At 63.6% G+C, this 18,056-nt stretch carries 16 protein-coding genes; 5 read left to right on the top strand and 11 right to left on the bottom strand.

The features are described 5' to 3' along the window. Positions 1–3 precede the first annotated feature (3 nt). Positions 4–486, top strand: a complete 483-nt coding sequence (locus tag QQL79_RS18090) for a YbaK/EbsC family protein (RefSeq protein WP_284393216.1) — start codon at positions 4–6, stop codon at positions 484–486. Positions 487–491: 5 nt separating this feature from the next. Here the strand turns inward: QQL79_RS18090 and ispG are convergent, their stop codons facing one another. Further along, complete coding sequence (gene ispG / locus QQL79_RS18085) at positions 492–1,733, bottom strand: flavodoxin-dependent (E)-4-hydroxy-3-methylbut-2-enyl-diphosphate synthase (RefSeq protein WP_284393397.1); 1,242 nt, start codon at positions 1,731–1,733, stop codon at positions 492–494. Positions 1,734–1,898: 165 nt separating this feature from the next. Here ispG and QQL79_RS18080 point away from each other — a divergent pair, with 165 nt between their 5' ends. Continuing rightward, positions 1,899–2,207: a YkvA family protein gene (locus tag QQL79_RS18080; protein WP_284393215.1), complete on the top strand. Its 309-nt coding sequence runs from the start codon at positions 1,899–1,901 to the stop codon at positions 2,205–2,207. A gap of 151 nt (positions 2,208–2,358) precedes the next feature. Here the strand turns inward: QQL79_RS18080 and QQL79_RS18075 are convergent, their stop codons facing one another. The 4 genes from QQL79_RS18075 to QQL79_RS18060 form a co-directional block, all read right to left on the bottom strand. Next, positions 2,359–3,264: an arginase family protein gene (locus QQL79_RS18075; RefSeq protein WP_284393213.1), complete on the bottom strand. Its 906-nt coding sequence runs from the start codon at positions 3,262–3,264 to the stop codon at positions 2,359–2,361. Positions 3,265–3,316: 52 nt separating this feature from the next. Further along, entirely contained in the window at positions 3,317–3,952 is a 636-nt protein-coding gene (locus QQL79_RS18070; RefSeq protein WP_284393211.1) for an MAPEG family protein, read from the bottom strand. 10 nt (positions 3,953–3,962) lie between these two features. After that, positions 3,963–7,403 (bottom strand): pyruvate carboxylase, encoded by a 3,441-nt coding sequence (gene pyc, locus QQL79_RS18065; RefSeq protein WP_284393209.1) that lies wholly within the window; start codon positions 7,401–7,403, stop codon positions 3,963–3,965. A gap of 106 nt (positions 7,404–7,509) precedes the next feature. Further along, complete coding sequence (locus QQL79_RS18060) at positions 7,510–7,920, bottom strand: protein tyrosine phosphatase family protein (RefSeq protein WP_284393208.1); 411 nt, start codon at positions 7,918–7,920, stop codon at positions 7,510–7,512. Between the two features lie 178 nt (positions 7,921–8,098). On the opposite strand from QQL79_RS18060, the gene QQL79_RS18055 reads away from it, so the two are divergent. Beyond that, positions 8,099–8,905 carry a hypothetical protein gene (locus QQL79_RS18055; protein WP_284393207.1) on the top strand — a complete coding sequence of 269 codons (807 nt, stop codon included), beginning with the start codon at positions 8,099–8,101 and terminating at the stop codon, positions 8,903–8,905. 511 nt (positions 8,906–9,416) lie between these two features. Here QQL79_RS18055 and QQL79_RS18050 read toward each other — a convergent pair. Together QQL79_RS18050 and QQL79_RS18045 are read right to left on the bottom strand one after the other, a co-directional pair. Further along, a complete protein-coding gene (locus QQL79_RS18050) occupies positions 9,417–10,946 on the bottom strand; it encodes a putative bifunctional diguanylate cyclase/phosphodiesterase (RefSeq protein WP_284393206.1) in 1,530 nt (509 codons plus the stop codon). Positions 10,947–11,160: 214 nt separating this feature from the next. Next, positions 11,161–12,189, bottom strand: a complete 1,029-nt coding sequence (locus QQL79_RS18045; protein WP_284393204.1) for a glycine betaine ABC transporter substrate-binding protein — start codon at positions 12,187–12,189, stop codon at positions 11,161–11,163. A gap of 233 nt (positions 12,190–12,422) precedes the next feature. Between QQL79_RS18045 and QQL79_RS18040 the strand changes: the two genes are divergently transcribed. Both QQL79_RS18040 and QQL79_RS18035 read left to right on the top strand, forming a co-directional pair. Beyond that, complete coding sequence (locus QQL79_RS18040) at positions 12,423–13,628, top strand: ABC transporter substrate-binding protein (protein ID WP_284393203.1); 1,206 nt, start codon at positions 12,423–12,425, stop codon at positions 13,626–13,628. 66 nt (positions 13,629–13,694) lie between these two features. Next, complete coding sequence (locus QQL79_RS18035) at positions 13,695–14,282, top strand: class I SAM-dependent methyltransferase (RefSeq protein ID WP_284393201.1); 588 nt, start codon at positions 13,695–13,697, stop codon at positions 14,280–14,282. Between the two features lies 1 nt (position 14,283). Here the strand turns inward: QQL79_RS18035 and QQL79_RS18030 are convergent, their stop codons facing one another. The 4 genes from QQL79_RS18030 to QQL79_RS18015 all read right to left on the bottom strand — a co-directional run bounded on the left by QQL79_RS18030 (position 14,284) and on the right by QQL79_RS18015 (position 18,032). Further along, on the bottom strand, positions 14,284–14,955 hold the full coding sequence (locus tag QQL79_RS18030) for an RES family NAD+ phosphorylase (RefSeq protein ID WP_284393199.1): 672 nt from the start codon (positions 14,953–14,955) through the stop codon (positions 14,284–14,286). Next, positions 14,952–15,473, bottom strand: coding sequence for an MbcA/ParS/Xre antitoxin family protein (locus QQL79_RS18025; RefSeq protein WP_370461263.1), 522 nt, complete (start codon positions 15,471–15,473; stop codon positions 14,952–14,954). The genes QQL79_RS18030 and QQL79_RS18025 overlap by 4 nt, the downstream gene beginning before the upstream one ends. Positions 15,474–15,741: 268 nt before the next feature. Next, the gene (locus QQL79_RS18020) at positions 15,742–17,031 is read right to left on the bottom strand and encodes a branched-chain amino acid ABC transporter permease (protein ID WP_284393194.1); all 1,290 of its coding nucleotides are present in this window, start codon (positions 17,029–17,031) and stop codon (positions 15,742–15,744) included. After that, positions 17,028–18,032: a branched-chain amino acid ABC transporter permease gene (locus tag QQL79_RS18015; protein ID WP_284393193.1), complete on the bottom strand. Its 1,005-nt coding sequence runs from the start codon at positions 18,030–18,032 to the stop codon at positions 17,028–17,030. The genes QQL79_RS18020 and QQL79_RS18015 overlap by 4 nt, the downstream gene beginning before the upstream one ends. Positions 18,033–18,056: the final 24 nt, after the last annotated feature.

Raw genomic sequence — 18,056 nt, 5'->3', positions numbered from 1 at the left:
GCCATGAGCCTTGCTTCCGTCCAAGCCGACCTCGCCGCCCGCGCGCCCGACCTTGCCGTCGAAGTCACCGAGCAATCGACCGCAACGGTACAATTGGCCGCCGATGTGCATGGGGTCGAGCCCGGCCAGATCGCCAAGACGCTCTGCATCCGCGCCAATGGCGAGGTATTGCTGCTAGTAACCCGCGGCGATGCGCGGCTCGACAATGCCAAGTCCAAAGCCGCCTTTGGCGGCCGTCCGCGCATGCTGGGCGCCGAGGAGGTTGAACAATTGACCAGCCACAAGGTGGGCGGGGTCTGCCCCTTCGGCCTGCCGGCACCCCTGCCCATCTATATGGACGCCTCGCTCAGGGTCTATGACCTGGTCATCCCCGCCGGCGGCTCCACCCATGCCTCGGTGCGGCTGAGTGTCGACCGGCTGGCCGGGCTCTGCGGCAATAAATGGGTCGATGCCTGCCAGCCACCGGTGCCGGCGGACGCGGCTTAGCTGATCTATTCCGCCGCCGTCTTCTGCCCCGTTCCGAATTTGCGTTCGATATAGTCGGCCACCATGACCTTGAACTGGTCGGCCACGTCGGCGCCGCGCAGGGTGGCGACTTTTTCGCCGTCGACGAAGACCGGGGCGGCTGGGGTTTCGCCGGTGCCCGGCAGGGAAATGCCGATATTGGCGTGCTTGCTCTCGCCCGGCCCGTTGACGATGCAGCCCATGACGGCCACCGACAGCGTCTCGACGCCGGGATAGCGCTCGCGCCATTCGGGCATGGAGATATTGAGATGATCCTGGATGTCCTTGGCCAGCGTCTGGAAGGTGGTGGACGTGGTGCGGCCGCAACCGGGACAGGCGGCGACCACCGGCAGGAACTGGCGGAAGCCCATGGTCTGCAGCAATTCCTGCGCTACCTTGACCTCGGTGGTGCGATCCCCGCCCGGCTCGGGCGTCAGCGAAATGCGGATCGTGTCGCCAATGCCCTGCTGCAGCAGGATGCCCAAAGCGGCCGAGGAGGCAACGATGCCCTTGGAGCCCATGCCGGCCTCGGTGAGCCCGAGATGGAGCGCATAATCGCAACGCGCCGCCAGATCCTGGTAGACCGCAATCAGATGCTGAACGTCCGAGACTTTGGTGGAAAGGATGATCTTATCGCGGCCCATGCCCAGCTCTTCGGCACGCTTGGCCGACAGCAGCGCCGACTGGATGATCGCCTCGCGCTGCACCGCGGCGGCGGAAATCGGCGTCGCGGAGGCGGCGTTTTCATCCATCAGCTTTGTCAGAAGTTCCTCATCGAGCGAACCCCAGTTCACTCCGATGCGGACGGGCTTGTCATATTTGTTGGCGATGTCGATCAGTGTCGAAAACTGCGTATCGCGCTTGGCCTTGAAGCCCACATTGCCAGGATTGATGCGGTATTTCGCCAGGGCCTCGGCACAGGCCGGGTGATCAGTCAGCAGCTTGTGGCCGATATAGTGGAAATCGCCGACCAGCGGCACGTCATAGCCCATAAAGGCCAGCCGGTCGCGGATGATGGGAACGGCCGCAGCGGACTCGTCGCGATCGACCGTGATGCGGACGATCTCCGACCCCGCCCGCGCCAGCTGCATCACCTGCTTGACCGTCGCATCGATATCGGCCGTGTCGGTATTGGTCATGGACTGCACGACCACGGGCGCACCGCCGCCGACGAGCACCCCGCCGACATTCACACCCACCGCTTGCCTGCGTGCCGCCGGACCCGCCATCATTCACCTGTATAAAGCTGTTGGCCGAGAAATAAGCCTCCGAGCCTATCCGCGCAATGTTTCTGATTGATGATGGCGCGGATGTGTCATTCCGCCTCCCATGCAAGCACGATCACAATCGCACTCCCATCTTGAACCCCGCCGCAGCACAACCATCTATGAGCCATGTTCAAGCTCCTGACGTCCCGCCTCGTTCCGCGCGTCCTGCTCTTCCGCAAGGAAGTGGTCCTGCTGTGGCAGGCGTTCATGTCGCCGCACACGCCCTTCTACCTCAAGGCGGCCACCGCCTTCGTAGCCTTCTATCTGGTCAGCCCCATCGACATCATCTCCGACTTCATCCCCATTCTGGGCTGGGTCGACGACCTGATCCTGGTGCCGCTGATGGTAAGCTGGATCGTCGCCCGCCTGCCGGTCTATGCACCGGCCAAGGCTGGCCGCGGCGAAACCATCAGTGGACGGGCTCGCCGGCTTTAGGGCGGTCCTCAATTCGTTAGTTTTCACCATCGCTTCCCTCGGGCTTGACCCGAGGGCCACTCCCAACTTTTGCCGGGCTACGAAAGGCCCTCGGGTCAAGCCCGAGGGAAGCGATGGTGGGTGGGTGGTTTTCGCTGCGAGGCCCGCCGCTTCAGGTCGCGTCGGCCGCAAGGCCCGCCACCAGTATATCGAGCAAGAGGCGCCCGGCCTGGCCGTCGGCGTCACGATCGGGATTGTAGATCGTGACTTCCATACCGGCTGCTTTCGGGCTTTGCCGGGCCTCACGCAGCAGCATCGCTGCCTCGGCCGGTTCGACCCCGCCACCCGGCACCGGCGCGTCGACCGCCGGCATCAGCGCGTCGGGCAGGCAATCGGCATCGAAATGAATGAAGAAGCCGTCGAGTTCGGGGCGATCGAGGCGCTCCATCGCCGCCGCGATGACCGCTTCGATGCCGATCCGGCGCAATACCGGTAAATCCAGCACCAGCATATCTGGCGCCGGCGGCGGACCGCCATAACTTTGCTGTTCGTCATGATCGCGGAAACCCACCAGCACCACATCCTCGTCGCGCACCAGCGGCCCTTTACCTTCAAGGTCAGCAAGCCGCGCCGGTCCGCGGCCGGTCACCAGCGCCAATTCGATCGAGGCACCCTCGCCATCGACCTCGCCATTGCTGCGCGCCTCGTAGAAGTCGGAATGGCCATCGATGAACAACAGGCCATAGCGGCCGCGCCGCTTCAGCGCCAATAAGGCGCCCAGCAGAATGGTGCAATCGCCACCCAGAATCAGCGGGAACTGACCACCATCGAGCACCCCACCCACGGCATCGGCCAATTGGGGTGACCAATCGGCAATGAACTGGCCGTTGAGCGTATGGGTCTGTGGGTCGATCTGGTTATCGCCGCGCGGCGGCTGCAGCCGTCCGGCATGGCTGGCACCCAGAAGCCGCTGCAAGCCAAGACCGAGGAGAACCGCAGGCAATCGCTCGACGCCATGGGTGTGAAGACCCAGGCTCGATGGCGCTTCCAAAATCGCATAGGGCTTTGTGGCCTGCATCGAGACCCAACGCCGCCTCGTCGCCACGGTTCCAAAAGCGCGGGTGCTGTGCCTAGTCCCGCGCCGGTCGCTGGCTGATCCACACCAGGAACATCTCCGCGCCGCCAAACAGCACGAGCGGCACCGCGGCGCCGACCGGCCCCGCCAGCTCATAGCCGAACCGCGCGACGCAATAGAGTAGCACCACCATGCTCATCGCCATGCCGACCAGGCCCGGCGTGCGCAGGCTGGGCGAGATGTGATAGCCGACCCAGAACACGATACGGAGCGCGATCCACACTATTGCTGTGGCGGTGACCGCGCGCAGCTCCGCCCCATTGCCGCTATGCCAGGCCAGTAGCAACAGGCCCGGAATGAACACCAGCAATTGCTCCAGCGTATGCTGCAGATAACGCAGATTGACCTTCATCCGCGCCGATTCCCGGCCCGCCAAGGGATCGATGGCCGGGGTAAACAGCCGCTCATGCGACACCGCTTCGATGGCGGTGAGAAATGTCAGCAGCACCGCAACGCCAACCCAGTTGAGCGCATAAACCAGCCGCGCCAGGGGCTCTTCGGCTGATGCCACCGGCGGCGTCAGCCAGAACAGAGCCAGCCACGCCACCACGGCAAGCGGGAGCGCGATGGCCGCGCCCCACATCAATTTCCGTCTCTCGCCCGCAATGCCAGCCTGGTCATTGTCGGGCATGGCAATGGTCCTATTCGAACCGGACCAAGAGGTCCTTGGCGTCGATCTGGTCGCCCGGCTTGATCAGGAGTTCGGCGATCACCCCATCCACCTCGGCATGGATGGCGGTTTCCATCTTCATCGCTTCGATCGAACACAGCACGTCGCCGGCTGTTACCGACTGGCCTTCCTTGACCGCCAGCGTCGAAATCACGCCCGGCATGGGCGCGCCGACTTGCTTGGGATCGCCCGCCACGGCCTTGGCCCGCAGCTTGACCTCGCCGACCTTGAGCCGGTCGGGCACGAGGATGGTGCGCGGCTGCCCGTTGAGGTCGAAGAATACCCGCACTTCGCCCTTTTCGTTGGTGGGCGCGCGGCCGAGATATTGCAGGACCAGCGTCTTGCCCTTCTCGATATCGACCAGCAATTCATCGCCTTCGGAGAGGCCGTAGAAATAGACCGGCGTCGGCAGTACCTCGGTGGGGCCGTAGCGATCCTGGGTCTTTTCGAAATCGGCATAGACCTTGGGATACATCAGATATGAAGCCAGCCGGAAATCGTCGATCGGATGCCCGACCTCCTCGGCAATCTTCTTTCGCTCAGCCTCAAGGTCGACGTCTTTGAGGTAGGAGCCCGGCCGCTCGGTCAGCGGCTTCTTGCCCTTGAGCACCTTCTTTTGCAGCTCCTTGGGGAAGCCACCCGGCGGCTGGCCCAGATCGCCGGCAAAGAAGCCGACCACCGAATCGGGGAAGGCGATGTCGCGCTTGGGGTCTTCCACATCGGCGCGGGTCAGCCCGGCCGACACCATGGCCAGGGCCATGTCCCCGACGACCTTGGATGATGGCGTCACCTTGACGATATCGCCGAACATCTGGTTGACGTCGGCATAGGTCTGGGCGACTTCGTGCCAGCGGGTTTCGAGCCCCAGCGAGCGCGCCTGTTCCTTGAGATTGGTAAACTGGCCGCCCGGCATTTCGTGCAGATAAACTTCGGAGGCCCCGCCCTTGAGATCGCTTTCAAAGGCGCGATATTGCGTGCGCACGGCTTCCCAATAGAAGGAAATCTGGCGGATCGCCTTGGAATCCAGCTCCGGGTCACGCTCGCCACCGGCCAAAGCCGCCACCAGCGAACCCAGCGTCGGCTGGCTGGTCGTGCCGGATAGCGCATCCATGGCCGCATCGATCGCATCGACCCCCGCATCCACCGCCGCCAGCACTGTCGCCGCCGAAGCGCCCGAGGTGTCATGAGTGTGCAGATGGATCGGCAGATCGGTCTCGTTGCGCAGCGTCGAGATCAGCTTCTTGGCCGCAGCGGGCTTGAGCAGGCCCGCCATGTCCTTGATGCCCAGCACATGCACGCCGGCCTTTTCCAGCTCCTGCGCCAGCCCGACATAATATTTGAGATCATATTTGGAACGGTCGGGATCGAAGAGATCGCCCGTGTAGCAGATCACACCTTCAGCGACCTTATTGGCCTCGAGCACCGCATCGAGCGACACGCGCATGTTCTCGACCCAGTTGAGGCAATCGAAGACGCGGAAAATATCCACCCCGCCCTTGGCCGCTTCGGCGACGAAGAACTTGACCACATTGTCGGGGTAATTGGTGTAGCCCACGCCATTAGAGCCACGCAGCAACATCTGCGTCAGAATGTTCGGCGCGCCTTCGCGCACCTTGGCCAGCCGCTCCCAGGGGTCCTCATTGAGGAAGCGCATGGAGACGTCAAACGTCGCCCCGCCCCAGCATTCGAGGCTGAAGAGGTTTGGCAGACCCCGCGAATAGGCCTGGGCAATGCGCGTAATGTCATAGCTGCGCATACGGGTGGCGAGCAGGCTTTGATGGGCATCGCGCATGGTGGTGTCGGTAAACAACACCCGCTTCTGCTTTTTCATCCACTTGGCCAGCGCCGCCGGACCGCTCCGGTCCAGCACCTGCCGGCTGCCTTCCACCACGCTGAGCGGCGGAAATTCCGGCAATACAGGCGCCGCGGCCTCAGCCGGCGGACGCGGGCGGTCGCGCACTTCGGGATGCCCGTTGACCGTCACGTCGGCAATGTAGCTGAGCAGCTTGGTCGCGCGATCCTTACGCGGCTTGAAGTTGAACAGCTCCGGCGTCGTATCGATGAAGCGCGTCGTATAGCGGTTCTCGACGAAATCGGGGTGCGTGATGATGTTTTCGAGGAACGCCAGATTGGTCGACACGCCGCGGATGCGGAACTCGCGCAGGGCGCGATGCATGCGGGCAATCGCCTCCTCGGCCGTCGGCGCCCAGCAGGTGACCTTTTCCAGCAGCGGATCATAAAACCGCGTGATAACGGCCCCGGCATAGGCCGTGCCGCCATCGAGCCGCACACCAAAGCCGGTGGCGCCGCGATAGGCAGTGATGCGGCCATAATCGGGAATGAAATTCTGCTCGGGGTCTTCCGTCGTCACCCGGCACTGGATCGCATTGCCGTTGAGATGAATGTCCTTTTGCAGCGGCACCCCGGATTCGGGCGTGCCGATCACCGCGCCATCGAGCAGATGGATCTGCGCTTTGACGATGTCGATCCCCGTCACTTCCTCGGTGACGGTATGCTCGACCTGGATGCGCGGATTGACCTCGATGAAGTAGAACTTGTCGGTATCGGCATCCATCAGGAATTCGACAGTGCCGGCGCCGCGATAGTTCGCGGCATTGCCCAGCCGCACCGCGGCGTCGGTCAGATCCTTGCGCACCGTGTCGTCGAGATAGGGCGCGGGGGCCCGCTCGACCACCTTCTGGTTGCGCCGCTGCACCGAGCAATCGCGCTCGAACAGATGCACGAGATTGCCGTGATCGTCGCCGATCAGCTGCACTTCGACATGGCGGGCGCGCTCGACCAGCTTTTCGAGATACATCTCGTCCTTGCCGAAGGCCGCCTTGGCTTCGCGCTTGCCCTCGCTGACTTCTGACAGCAGGCTCTTTTCATCCATGATGCGGCGCATGCCGCGCCCGCCGCCGCCCCAGCTGGCCTTGAGCATCAGCGGATAGCCGATCTCGGCCGCCAGTTTCTTGATCGCATTGGGATCGTCGGGCAGCGCCTCGGTGGCCGGCACGACCGGCACATTGGAGGCAATCGCCATGTTGCGCGCGGCAACCTTATTGCCCAGGTCGCGCATGGTCTGCGCCCGCGGCCCGATAAAGATGATCCCCGCATCCTCGCAGGCATCGACAAATTCGGGGCTTTCCGACAGCAGGCCATAGCCGGGATGGATCGCGTCAGCCCCCGAAATGCGGGCGATGCGGATATATTCGTCAATCTGCAGATAGGCCTCGACCGGGCCCTTGCCCTTGCCGATCAGATAGGCCTCGTCGGCCTTGAAGCGGTGCAGCGCCAGCTTGTCCTCTTCGGCATAGGCGGCGACGGTCTTGAGCCCGAGTTCATTGGCGGCACGGAACACGCGGATGGCGATTTCGCTGCGGTTGGCGACGAGGATTTTCTTGATAGGCATAAAGATAATTCCGAGCAGGAGGGGTCGTGGGATCGCTGGGAGCGATCCGGCTCAGTCTGGAATGGGGCCGGGCCGGTCGCCCGGCCATGCCGCCGAAAAATACCGTCTAGTCGCGGCTGAGATGACCGGCCAGATGGCTCATGTCGTATCCGGCCTCGGCCGCCTGGGCGATGATTTCGCCCGCATCCATCTCGCCGGCCTGGCTCAGCGCCCACAAAGTGGTCGAGCGCGTTCCCGAGCGGCAGAAAGCAAACACCGGGCCTGTGCTCCCCTCGAGCGCGGCCCTGGTCGCCTGGACCATGTCGGGGGAAACCCCTTCGCGGCCCAGTGGAATGGCATGATAGCTCAGCCCCGCCGCCTTGGCCGCCGCTTCGATATCGGCGCCATCGGGCTGGTCGGGGGATTCGCCCTCGGGGCGATTATTGATGATGGTGGTAAAGCCCTGGGCTTTGAGCGCTGCGATGTCTTCAGGCTGGATTTGCCCGGAAACACTGATGTGATCATTTATGCGCTTCAAATCCAACTGCTTGCTCCCCGCTGCACCGAACTGGCTGGTACGCCCGTTATATCGCGCTGCCAGCACTAGACGCAACTACGACAGAAGGCTAGCTGTCGCCAGCCTGTCATGCGCAGCGCTGCCTTGCAGCAGAAGCGGCGCCGGGCACGTTCAAACCGATGAAATGCGGATACCGCCGATGACCGATCTCGCTTCTGCCTTCCCCACCCGCCCGCTCAAGCTGGCCAAGACGGGCATCGTGCCCGGCATCTTCTCCTATCTCGGGGGCCTCCTGCTCCTGGGCATTGGCGGTTTCATCGCGGTCTGGCAGGTCCCCGGCATCGTCAATGACTGGGTCATCTCGCAAAACCCGGTCGTGGTCTACGATTCCACCGTCACGGACGGCCATTGCACCACGCGCCGCGCCATCTTCGTCGATTGCGAGGCGCATGTGACCTATACGGTCAAGGGCAAGACCTTCGAGCGCGACATCGAACTGATGTTCGTCGATTTCAACACCGGCGATTACGAAGTCGAAGTGGTCCGCTCGGGCGACAAGCCGCAGATCGTGGGCCTCAGCCTGGGGCTCGACATGCTGTGGAACCGCATCATCGTGGGCTCGGGCTTCGTGCTGCTCATGGGCGTGCTCGGCGCCGTGCTGCTGTTCAAGGGCGCCCAGGCCGACCAGGTCCGCCGGCTCGCCCGCAAGCCTCTGAAACTGACCGCCGTCCCGGTCACGGTCACGAGCATTTCCAACGTGCTGGGCGGCAAGGCGGTGACTTATGCCCTGCCCCGCCCCGGCAAGAAGCGCGGCACCAATGTCACCTCGCGCATGGGCAGAAAGCAGGAACCCTTCTGGCTCAATGGCGATGGCCAGGCCCTGGCCGCACTGCATGAAGGCAGCAAGACGCCCATCCTGCTCGATGCCGAACTGACAAGGCTGGAGCTGACCGACGAAGAGCGCCGGAAGATCGAGGCGGCGCGGGACGGGGTGGAAGCGGTTTAGATCTGGTCCGGTACTTTCCCTCGACGGGAGGGTGCCTCCATCCACCCCACAATCGCCTTCCTCGGGCTTGACCCGAGGACCACTCACCGCCTGCGCCGTGTTGAGAGCGGCCCTCGGGTCAAGCCCGAGGGAGGCATGGTGGTTGGGAGAGGGTAAGGGACACGCGCAACGGTCAGCGCCGAAACCCGAAGTCATCCCTTCACCACCTCACCCACAATGTCATTCCCGCGCAGGCGGGAATCCACTCTTATAACGCGCGCCAGACTGAAGAATGGATTCCCGCCTGCGCGGGAATGACGTTGTGGTTGATTATACAGATTGCGGGGCCACTAAGTCCGGGTGATAGCTCCGCCGCACCATCCATCCACCCCACAATCGTTTCCTCGGGCTTGACCCGAGGACCATTTGCCGTTTGTGCCGTGTTGAGAACGGCCCTCGGGTCAAGCCCGAGGGAGGCATGGTGGTTGGGGAGGCGAGGGAGGGTGGGCCGTTGGCTCTTAAAGCGCACAAGCTAAGCCGCGCTGGCCCGCTGCTGCTGGGACCGCTCCCGTGCGGGCAACGGAGCCGGGCGGCCCAGCAGATAGCCCTGCAGGCCCGTGCAGCCCGCCAGTTTGAGCCGGGTCAGCTGCTCCTGGGTTTCAATACCCTCGGCGATCACCTCGACCGGCAGCGAGCGGGCAATGTCGCAAATGGCTGAAACGATCATGGCGTCGATCCGGCTATCGGCCAGATTGGCGACATAGGTGCGGTCGATCTTGATGATGTCAAAGGCAAAGCCGCGCAGATATTGGAGGCTCGCATGCCCCGCCCCGAAGTCGTCGATGGCGATGCGCACGCCCATGGCGCGCAGCATTTCGAGATTGGCCATCGCCACCCCGCCGGCATTGAGCGGCACGGTTTCGGTGATCTCGACAATGATGCGGCACGGATCGGTGTCGGTCTCGAGGAGAACGGCAGCAAAGCGGTCGGCATAATCGGCATGGCGCAACTGGGCCGGCGACACATTGACCGCCACCGAAGAACTGCCCAGGGCCGGCAGATCGGCACAGGCCCGTCGCAGCACCCATTCGCCCAGCCGGTCGATGAGGTCGCTCTCTTCGGCAATGCCCACGAACTGGGCCGGCGGGATCATGCCGCGCACCTTGTGCCGCCAGCGCACCAGCGCCTCATGGGAGGTGACGGTCATGCTGGCGGCCGAAAAGACCGGCTGATAATGCAGTTCCAGCTCATCCATCAGGAGGGCCGCGCGCAATTCGCGCTCGATGAAACGGCGGTGGCGCTCGTCGCCCAGCATATCGGCATCGAAAGCCACCACGGCCCGGCGGCCGGCCTTCTTGCCCTTGTAAAGCGCCAGATCCGCCTTGGAGATGAGATCGACCACGTCGACCGCATCGGCCGGCGCCAGCGCAATGCCGACCGAAGCCGAGAGGCGCACCGGCCGCCCGCCAATGGCCACGGGCTTGTCGAGTTGGCGCAGCAATTCCTCGGCCAGCCGCCTGAGGGCGGCGCGATTGTCATGGCCGATAATGGCAATGCCGAATTCATCGCCCCCCAGCCGGCCGATGATGGCCCCCGGCATCAGCCTGGTAATGGCCCGCGCCAGATGCACCAGCGCCGCATCGCCCGCGGCATGGCCGGCGCTGTCATTGAGAAGCTTGAGATTGTCCATATCGAGCTGCATATAGCCCACGGCCCGCTCCGAGCCGTGATAGACTTCCGCGCCGATGGCTTCCAGGAAATGCGAGCGCGTGAACACCCCGGTCAGGGCATCGCGCTTGACCGCATCCATGGCTTCGCGATTGGCCCTGAGCGCCGCGGCGACCCGCCGCCGCAGCCGGCCATAGCCCAGCCACAACAGGGCGAGCAGCGCCGCTCCACCCCCCAGCACTGTCAGCGGCAGCATCAAGGGGCCGGCATTGCCCAAAGCGCCCCACAGCGCCCACAGGCTCGCAATCACCAGCGCCGCAATCACCGCAGCCGCGATCAGCGCGACGGTGCTGTAACTGTCGATAATGGCTTTGAGGGTGGGATCGCGACGCATGCTCTACCGATAGATCATGAGCCCCATAAGGGAGCCCATGGCTTGACACTTATCGGGCGCAAGGCGTGAATATCTTCTAAAGATGTCGATAAAATTCGTTTGTTCTCAGATACTTATCTGAAACCAAAGACACGAGGCTAGGCCCGCTCGATGACAGTTTGACGACGGAACGCCGCCCCGCCCATGCCCTTCGCACACCAGGGTAAATACCTGGTTAGGGAGCCTCGCTGCCCACCCATTTGCGCCAGATATCGCCACGTTCGGCAACGAACCTTTCGGCCACCCCCTCGATGGTGGCGCCAGGCGTATTGAGCTGGGCCAAAAGCCCGTTCATCTCGGCCAGGGGCAGCGCGCTGCGCTGGAAATAGCCGGCAATGGCGGGAATATCGGTAAAGACCCATTCGCTGAGCGCCACGACCACCGTTTCGGGGGCAAAGGCGGAGGGGGCCGGGCTGGCGCAGGACAGACTGGCCAGGCATTTGGCCTTGGCCTCGTCATAGGCGCCCATATCGAGCGGGTGGAAGCCGAACTGCGCCAGCACAGCATTGGGCTGCCAATAGTAGAAAACGATGGCCTCCTGCCGGCTGACCGCCTCTCCGATCAGCGTATCCATTTCGAACCGGTTGGCCGGCTCGACCAGCTCGACCAGATTGTCCAGGCCATAGGCGCGCACCAGATTGCGGTTGATCAGCGCGCAGGCCCAATCGGCCGGACAGGAAACGAAGCGCACCTTGCCCCCGCCATTGAGCGTGGGCAGGGCCGCGGCGAGCCCGGCAGCACCGGTCAATTCAGGATGGGCGCCCGCCACATAATCGGGAATGAACCAGCCCTCGAAATTGGCCTCGGCATAGCTTGGTCCGGCCGGCCGCACCATCTGCGCCTCGATGGCCGGGTTCCACACCTCGGCAATGCGGTTGATCCACATTTCAGGCGCCACACCCGGCTGGCCGGTTGAGCCCATGGAGGAGCCGGTAGCCGCCAGATCGCCCGGGATAACCTTGATCTCGCAGCCGAAATGGGCGGCCAGCAGCCTGGCATGAATTTCGGCCAGCAGCGCCGCCGAGGGCCAGCTCATCCGGGCAATCGCCAGCGGCTGGGTGCCGCAGACCGGTGGCGGCGACGGCGGCGCCCCGGCATTGTCCTGCGCCTGATCGAGCACCGTCACCTGCGCCAGGGCCGGCGTCATGAGGGGCGTCAACAGCAAGAGGGCCAGCAGCGCCTTGCCTACCGAAGGTAAAATCATGCCGCTCTCACCCTGCGCCAAGGTCCTCATTCTATCTAAGGCCCGACCCCGTTAAGCAACAGTCACGAGGGCCGGTTTTGCCAATCAATACAAGGTGACTCCCAATTTCCTTTATGCAACAGTCCTGGCTTCGCGGGGCGCGGGTTGCGCCCCCGTTGAGCATGTTGTTCCGTGTGCAAAGACTGGCGCCGTGCAAGGGCCGCACCAGCGGGACGACCACAGAGAGGGACATTATGAACATTCTGACCAAGACCCTGACCCTGGCAGCGGCCGCTTCGACCTTGATGGTCGCAGCACCTGCCATCGCCCAGGACACCGGAGCCACGCTGGGCTTCATCGGCGGCTTCACCGGCCCCATTGAATCGCTGACCCCCCCGATTTTCGCCGGCGCCGAGCTGGTGGTGAAACAGGTCAACGAACAGGGCGGCATTCTGGGCGGCGAGCTCAAGCTGATCTCGGCCGACGGCGCTTGCGATGCCACCACCGCCGCCGCGGCTGCCGACAAGGTCATCAATACCGATAACGTCACCGCCGTTGTCGGCGCGCTCTGCACCGGCGAAACCATCGGCGCCTTCAACGGCTCGGGCAAGTCGGGCAATGTGGTCTTCGTCTCGCCGGCCTCTTCGGCTCCGGCCCTGACCACGCTCGACGACAACGACCTCGTCTACCGCACCACCCCGTCTGACGCGCTGCAGGGCGTCAAGATGGCCAGCCTCCTGCTCTCCAAGGGCGTCCAGGACATTGCCATCACCTATGTCAACAATGACTATGGTAAGGGCTTTGCCGATGCGCTGTCGGCCGCCTTCACCGAAGGCGGCGGCACCGTTGCAGCCAATCTCGCTCACGAAGAAGGCAAGGCCGACTATCGCGCCGAGCTCGGCAATCTGGTCGCTTCGCAGAACCTGGTGATCCTGGCCTATGCCAATGCCTCGGGTAATACCGTGCTGCGCCAGGCCGTGGAATCGGGCAATTTCACCACCTATGTCGGCGGTGACGGCATGGTCGGCGATGACCTGCTGACCGGTATCGACGCTTCGGCCGTGGAAGGCCTGATCGCCACCCGCGCCGGTGCTCCGGCGGGCGATGCCACCACCACCTATGAAAAGCTGGCCAATGATGCCGGCATCCAGGCCAATGCCACCTATGCCCCCCAGGCCTATGACGCCGCCTTCCTTCTGGCACTCGCCATCGAGAAGAACGGTTCGGCCGGCCGTGAGGGTCTGTCGGCCGCGCTGCGCGATGTCGCTTCGGCTCCGGGCGAAAAAATCCTGCCCGGCGAGTGGAGCAAGGCTGTCGAATTGATCAAGGCCGGCACCGATATCGACTATGACGGCGCCGGCGGCTCGCTCGACTTCGACGCGGCCGGCGACGTGGACGGCATCATCGTCGAACTGGCCGTCGAAGGCGGCAAGTTCGTCGAAAAGGGTCAAATCCAGTAATTTTAGCTGGTTTTGCAAGATTGAAGGCCCGGGAGCGATCCCGGGCTTTTTTGTCCGGAGGCGCCAATGGCCGATGATGACACCTTGCGGTTCTATGCCGAAAACGCCGCAACCTATGTGCAGCGGCAACGGCGCATTGGGACCCATCTGGCGCACTTTCTCGCCGCGCTCCCGGCCGGTGCGACAATTCTCGAACTGGGTTCTGGCGGCGGCGAGGACGCAGCCCACATGCTGTCGCAGGGCTTCGACATCCACCCCACCGATGCCTCGCCCGAGCTGGCGGCAGAGGCAAGTCGCCATATCGGGCGGCCGGTGCGCGTCATGCGGTTCGATCAACTCGATGCCGATGCGCAATTTGACGGGGTCTGGGCCAGCGCATCGCTGCTGCATGCGCCCGATGCCGAACTGGCCGGTAACCTGGCCCAGATTTTCCGCGCGCTGAAGCCGGGCGGACTGTTTGTCGCCAGCTTCAAGGCGGGCAGTGGCGAAGGTCGCGACCAGTTCGGGCGTTATTACAATTACCCCAATGCAGAAACCTTGCTGGCGCGCTATCGGGCCGCCGCGGCCTGGAGCGAACTTGAACTGACCGAAGAGGACGGCGGCGGTTATGACAACCTGCCGACCCGTTGGCTCTGGGTCGCCGCGCGGCGCTGAGCTATTCGCTCAACCGCCGCACCTCGACCCGCGCCATGTCCGCCCTGACGCTGACATCGAGATGCTCGCTCTGGACCACGTCGAGCACTTTGGAGGGGCGATAGGCGACGATATTGGTGCCCCCGCCATGGCGCAGGCTGTCATAGACCAGCCCGTCGCCACCGCTGGCGCGCTCGGCCTCGCCGAAGGTCTGGCTCGCGGTGTAATTCGTGCCGTCATAGAGCTCCGGTCGTGCCTGCTGCTGGTTGCGCAGGTCGAGGTAGTCGCCCTCGAGCCGGCAATGATAGGCGCGATAGGTGCGGCTCATCGCCGGAATATTGCGCGCCACCAATTCGCGCCGCAGGTGATGGGCCACTTCGGCGACCGCCGTATTGATCGCCGCCGCCGCATACCAGGCGCCCAGATCGGGCCCGGCAAAACGCGTGCCGCCCGGCGGGGCATGCAGAAACGCGGCCATGACAATGCTCGAATTGGGCCGCCCGAACACCCATTCGCCTTCGGGCAGGCGGCGCAATCGCTCGCTCACCAGCCGGTCATTGGTCCAGCCGGCGAGCTCCATCACCGCCTCGAGGTCGGCAGGTGTGCTGACGGTGTCGAAAAGCCCGATAGGGGGAAATTGCGACGGGATGAGGCGATAGCACGGCCGGGGCGCCGCGATGCGCTGGCCGTTCATTGCCAGACAATGGCGTCGTCGCCCAAGGGCGAAAAACCGGCATCGGTCGCATTGGGCGCCATATAGAGCCCACCCCGCGCCGCATCAAGGAAGCGCCGCACCAGGAGCAATCCGTCCTGCGACCCATTGGTCACCAGCGCCAACGGGGGCTGGCCGCCAAAAACCGGCGCATCATGAGGCCCACGCAGCCAGGCCAGGCCATCGCCCTGGCTGGCAAACAGCACGCCCAGCGCCTGGTGAATGCCCAGCACGGCCGATATCCGCGTCAGCACATCGGCATCGAGCAGCAGGCTTTCCTGCGCCCGGGCCTGCCGCATCCAGTGGTGATAGGTGGAGCGCGCCGGATAGCCCAGCACCAGCCGGCGCTGTTCTTCGTTAAGGCCCCAAAGATCGGCAATGGCCAGGAAACTGCGCAGCCCCGGCCCGCTCAACCGCCGCCGGTTCTGCGGCAGGAAGCGCGCATTATCCAGCCGGTCAGGCCCCGGCGCAACGGGCTGATGGGTAGCAAGATGAGCGATGCGGGCCATGAAACAGTCTCCGGTCTACTGGAGCACATATAGTCCAATTTTAGACAATGTACAATATTGGACTTACTTGCGGCGGAAAACGGAGGTTCCCGCTTTCGCGGGAATGACATTGTGGGTGGGTTGTCACCTGCACAATTCATCCCTCACCGGGTCATTCCCGCGAAAGCGGGAACCTCTGTTTCTCTTGCTTGCTATGAGGCGTTAAAAAAGAAACCCCCGCTTGCGCGGGGGTTGCAGAGCAATGGCGGTAGAGAGGAACCTACCCCTCCCGCTTCACCATTTCCGGGATCAGGCCTCGGGGTGCAAATCGGAGGGCTATGGTGATGACCAGGCCCAGCACGAAGACGCGCATCTGGGCCGAGCGCGCTTCGATATCGGGAATGGCGCCCCAGCCGAAATTGCTCGACCACATGCTGACGAAATCGAACACCACCTTGGAGAGCGGCTCGGAAATGATCCAGACCAGCCAGATCAGCACCGCACCAAACACCGCGCCCCAATTATTGCCCGCCCCGCCCACGATCACCATTACCCAGATGAGGAAGGTGTGGTTGATCGGCTGGTAGCTCGAGGGATCGAAAATCTGGGTGAAGCTGACCAGCATGGCCCCGCCTATCCCCATCAGCACCGAGCCGAAGACGAAGATTTCGAGCTGTCGCGCGGTAACATTCTTGCCCATGGAGGCCGCCGCAATGTGATTGTCGCGAATGGCGCGCATCATGCGGCCCCAGGGGCCCGAATAGGCCCGGCTGATCAGCCAGAGGGCAATGGCCAGCACGGCCAGCGCCAGCAGCAGGAAGCCGCCGCGGGCCAGCAACAGCGAGCTGAACTGATCCGAGCCGCTGGCCTGGTAATCCTGGGGCAGCGGGGTCGGCCAGGGAATGGGCGACACCGTCAGCGTACCGCGCGTCAGCCAATCCATATTCTTGATCAGCGCCCGGATGATTTCGGAAATGCCGATCGTGGCAATGGCCAGGTAATCGGTGCGCAGGCCCAGGGCGATCTTGCCGACGATAAAGGCAATGACCGCCGCCAGCACCCCGCCGAACAGCCAACCCAGGATCGGATGGGCACCCAGGCCCCCGACCCAGCCGCCACCGGCGGCCGATTCGATATAGGCCGCAGCCGGATCGAGCTGGCTGCGATAAAGGCAATAGGCGACAAACCAGGCGAGCACCGTGACAAAGGTCTTCCACCCGCCCCTAAGACCGATGCGATCGCTCTTGCGCGCCGCGATGACCAGGAGAGCCCCCGCGGCAAAGGCGAGCAGCGCCCGACCGAGCATGAGGGGGCCATCCGAACCCCAGAAGGTGGGATTGACCGGATAGGAGATGAAGGTGACGGCAAAGCCGCCCAGCATCAGAAAGCCCATAATGCCGAAATTGAAGAGCCCGCCATATCCCCACTGAATATTGAGGCCCAGCGCGATGAGGCTATAGGCGGCCGCTTCCACGAGGCGCGACGAGGTAAAGGGCAGGCCCATCAGCCAGCCGATGACCAGGATCAAGACGAAAAGCCCGGCAAAGAGCGTCAGGGAACGCTGGATCATGACGAGGCTCCCTTGAAGATACCCGTGGGCCGCACCAGCAGCGTCACCACCAGGATCACGAAGGCGACGGTGAGCTTATATTCGGTGGGCACCAGGGCAAGCGTTGCCGGCAATTGCAGCCAATCGGGCAGGATGGCGTTGAGCGGGCGCAGCACCATGGTCCAGTTGAAGACGGCAAGAGATTCGGCAAAACCGATCAACAGCCCTCCGGCAATGGCGCCATAGGCCTGGCCCAACCCGCCCACAATGGCAGCGGCAAAGATGGGAATGATGATGTTGAAGGCCAGATCGGGCTTCAGCGTCACATCCAGCGCCAGCATGGTGCCGGCCATGCAGCCCAGGGCGCCGGCAATGATCCAGGTGACGCGCACGACCAGCGCCGTATTGATGCCCGACACCTGCGCCAGATCCGCATTGTCAGCCATAGCGCGCATCGCCTTGCCCAGCCGCGAGCGGGTGAGAAAGAGATGCAGCGCGATCACCGAAATGGCCGTGACGATAATCATCAGCAATTGCGGCTCGGTGATCACCAGGGGGCGGGTCGAACCGAGCATGCTCAGATCGATACGGAACACGTCCTTGGCCTCGGTTTCGAAGAACGAGTAGGATCCGGCGCCAAAGAACAGGCGGATCAGCCCCTGCACCATCAGTGTCACGCCGATCGAAGCGATCAGCAGCGTCACCGGCCGCGCGCCCCGCTTGCGCAGCGGTGCATAAAAACCCTTGTCGATCCCCAGCGCCAGAATGGCCGAGATCACCATGGCAATGGGCAGCACCACGAAACCGGTCGGAATGGGGGTGACAATGCCCCAGGCGGCAAAGGCGCTGGCCAGGAGGAACGCAAAGAAGGCGCCCGAGGTCATGAGCTCGGAATGGGCAAAATGGGCAAAGCGCAAAATGCCGAAAACCAGCGTGATGCCCACCGCGCCCAGCGCATAGATGCAGCCCAGAACGGCGCCGGCGATGACGACCTGGTTGATGAAGAAAATGAGTTCGGTCATGCGGATATCTCAGCGGCGCTCGGC

It is taken from the genome of Devosia yakushimensis (genome assembly GCF_030159855.1).
Classification (GTDB): Bacteria; Pseudomonadota; Alphaproteobacteria; order Rhizobiales; family Devosiaceae; genus Devosia; species Devosia yakushimensis.
The sequence above is the reverse complement of the archived record's forward strand: the minus strand, read 5'-3'. Positions and strand labels throughout refer to the sequence as shown.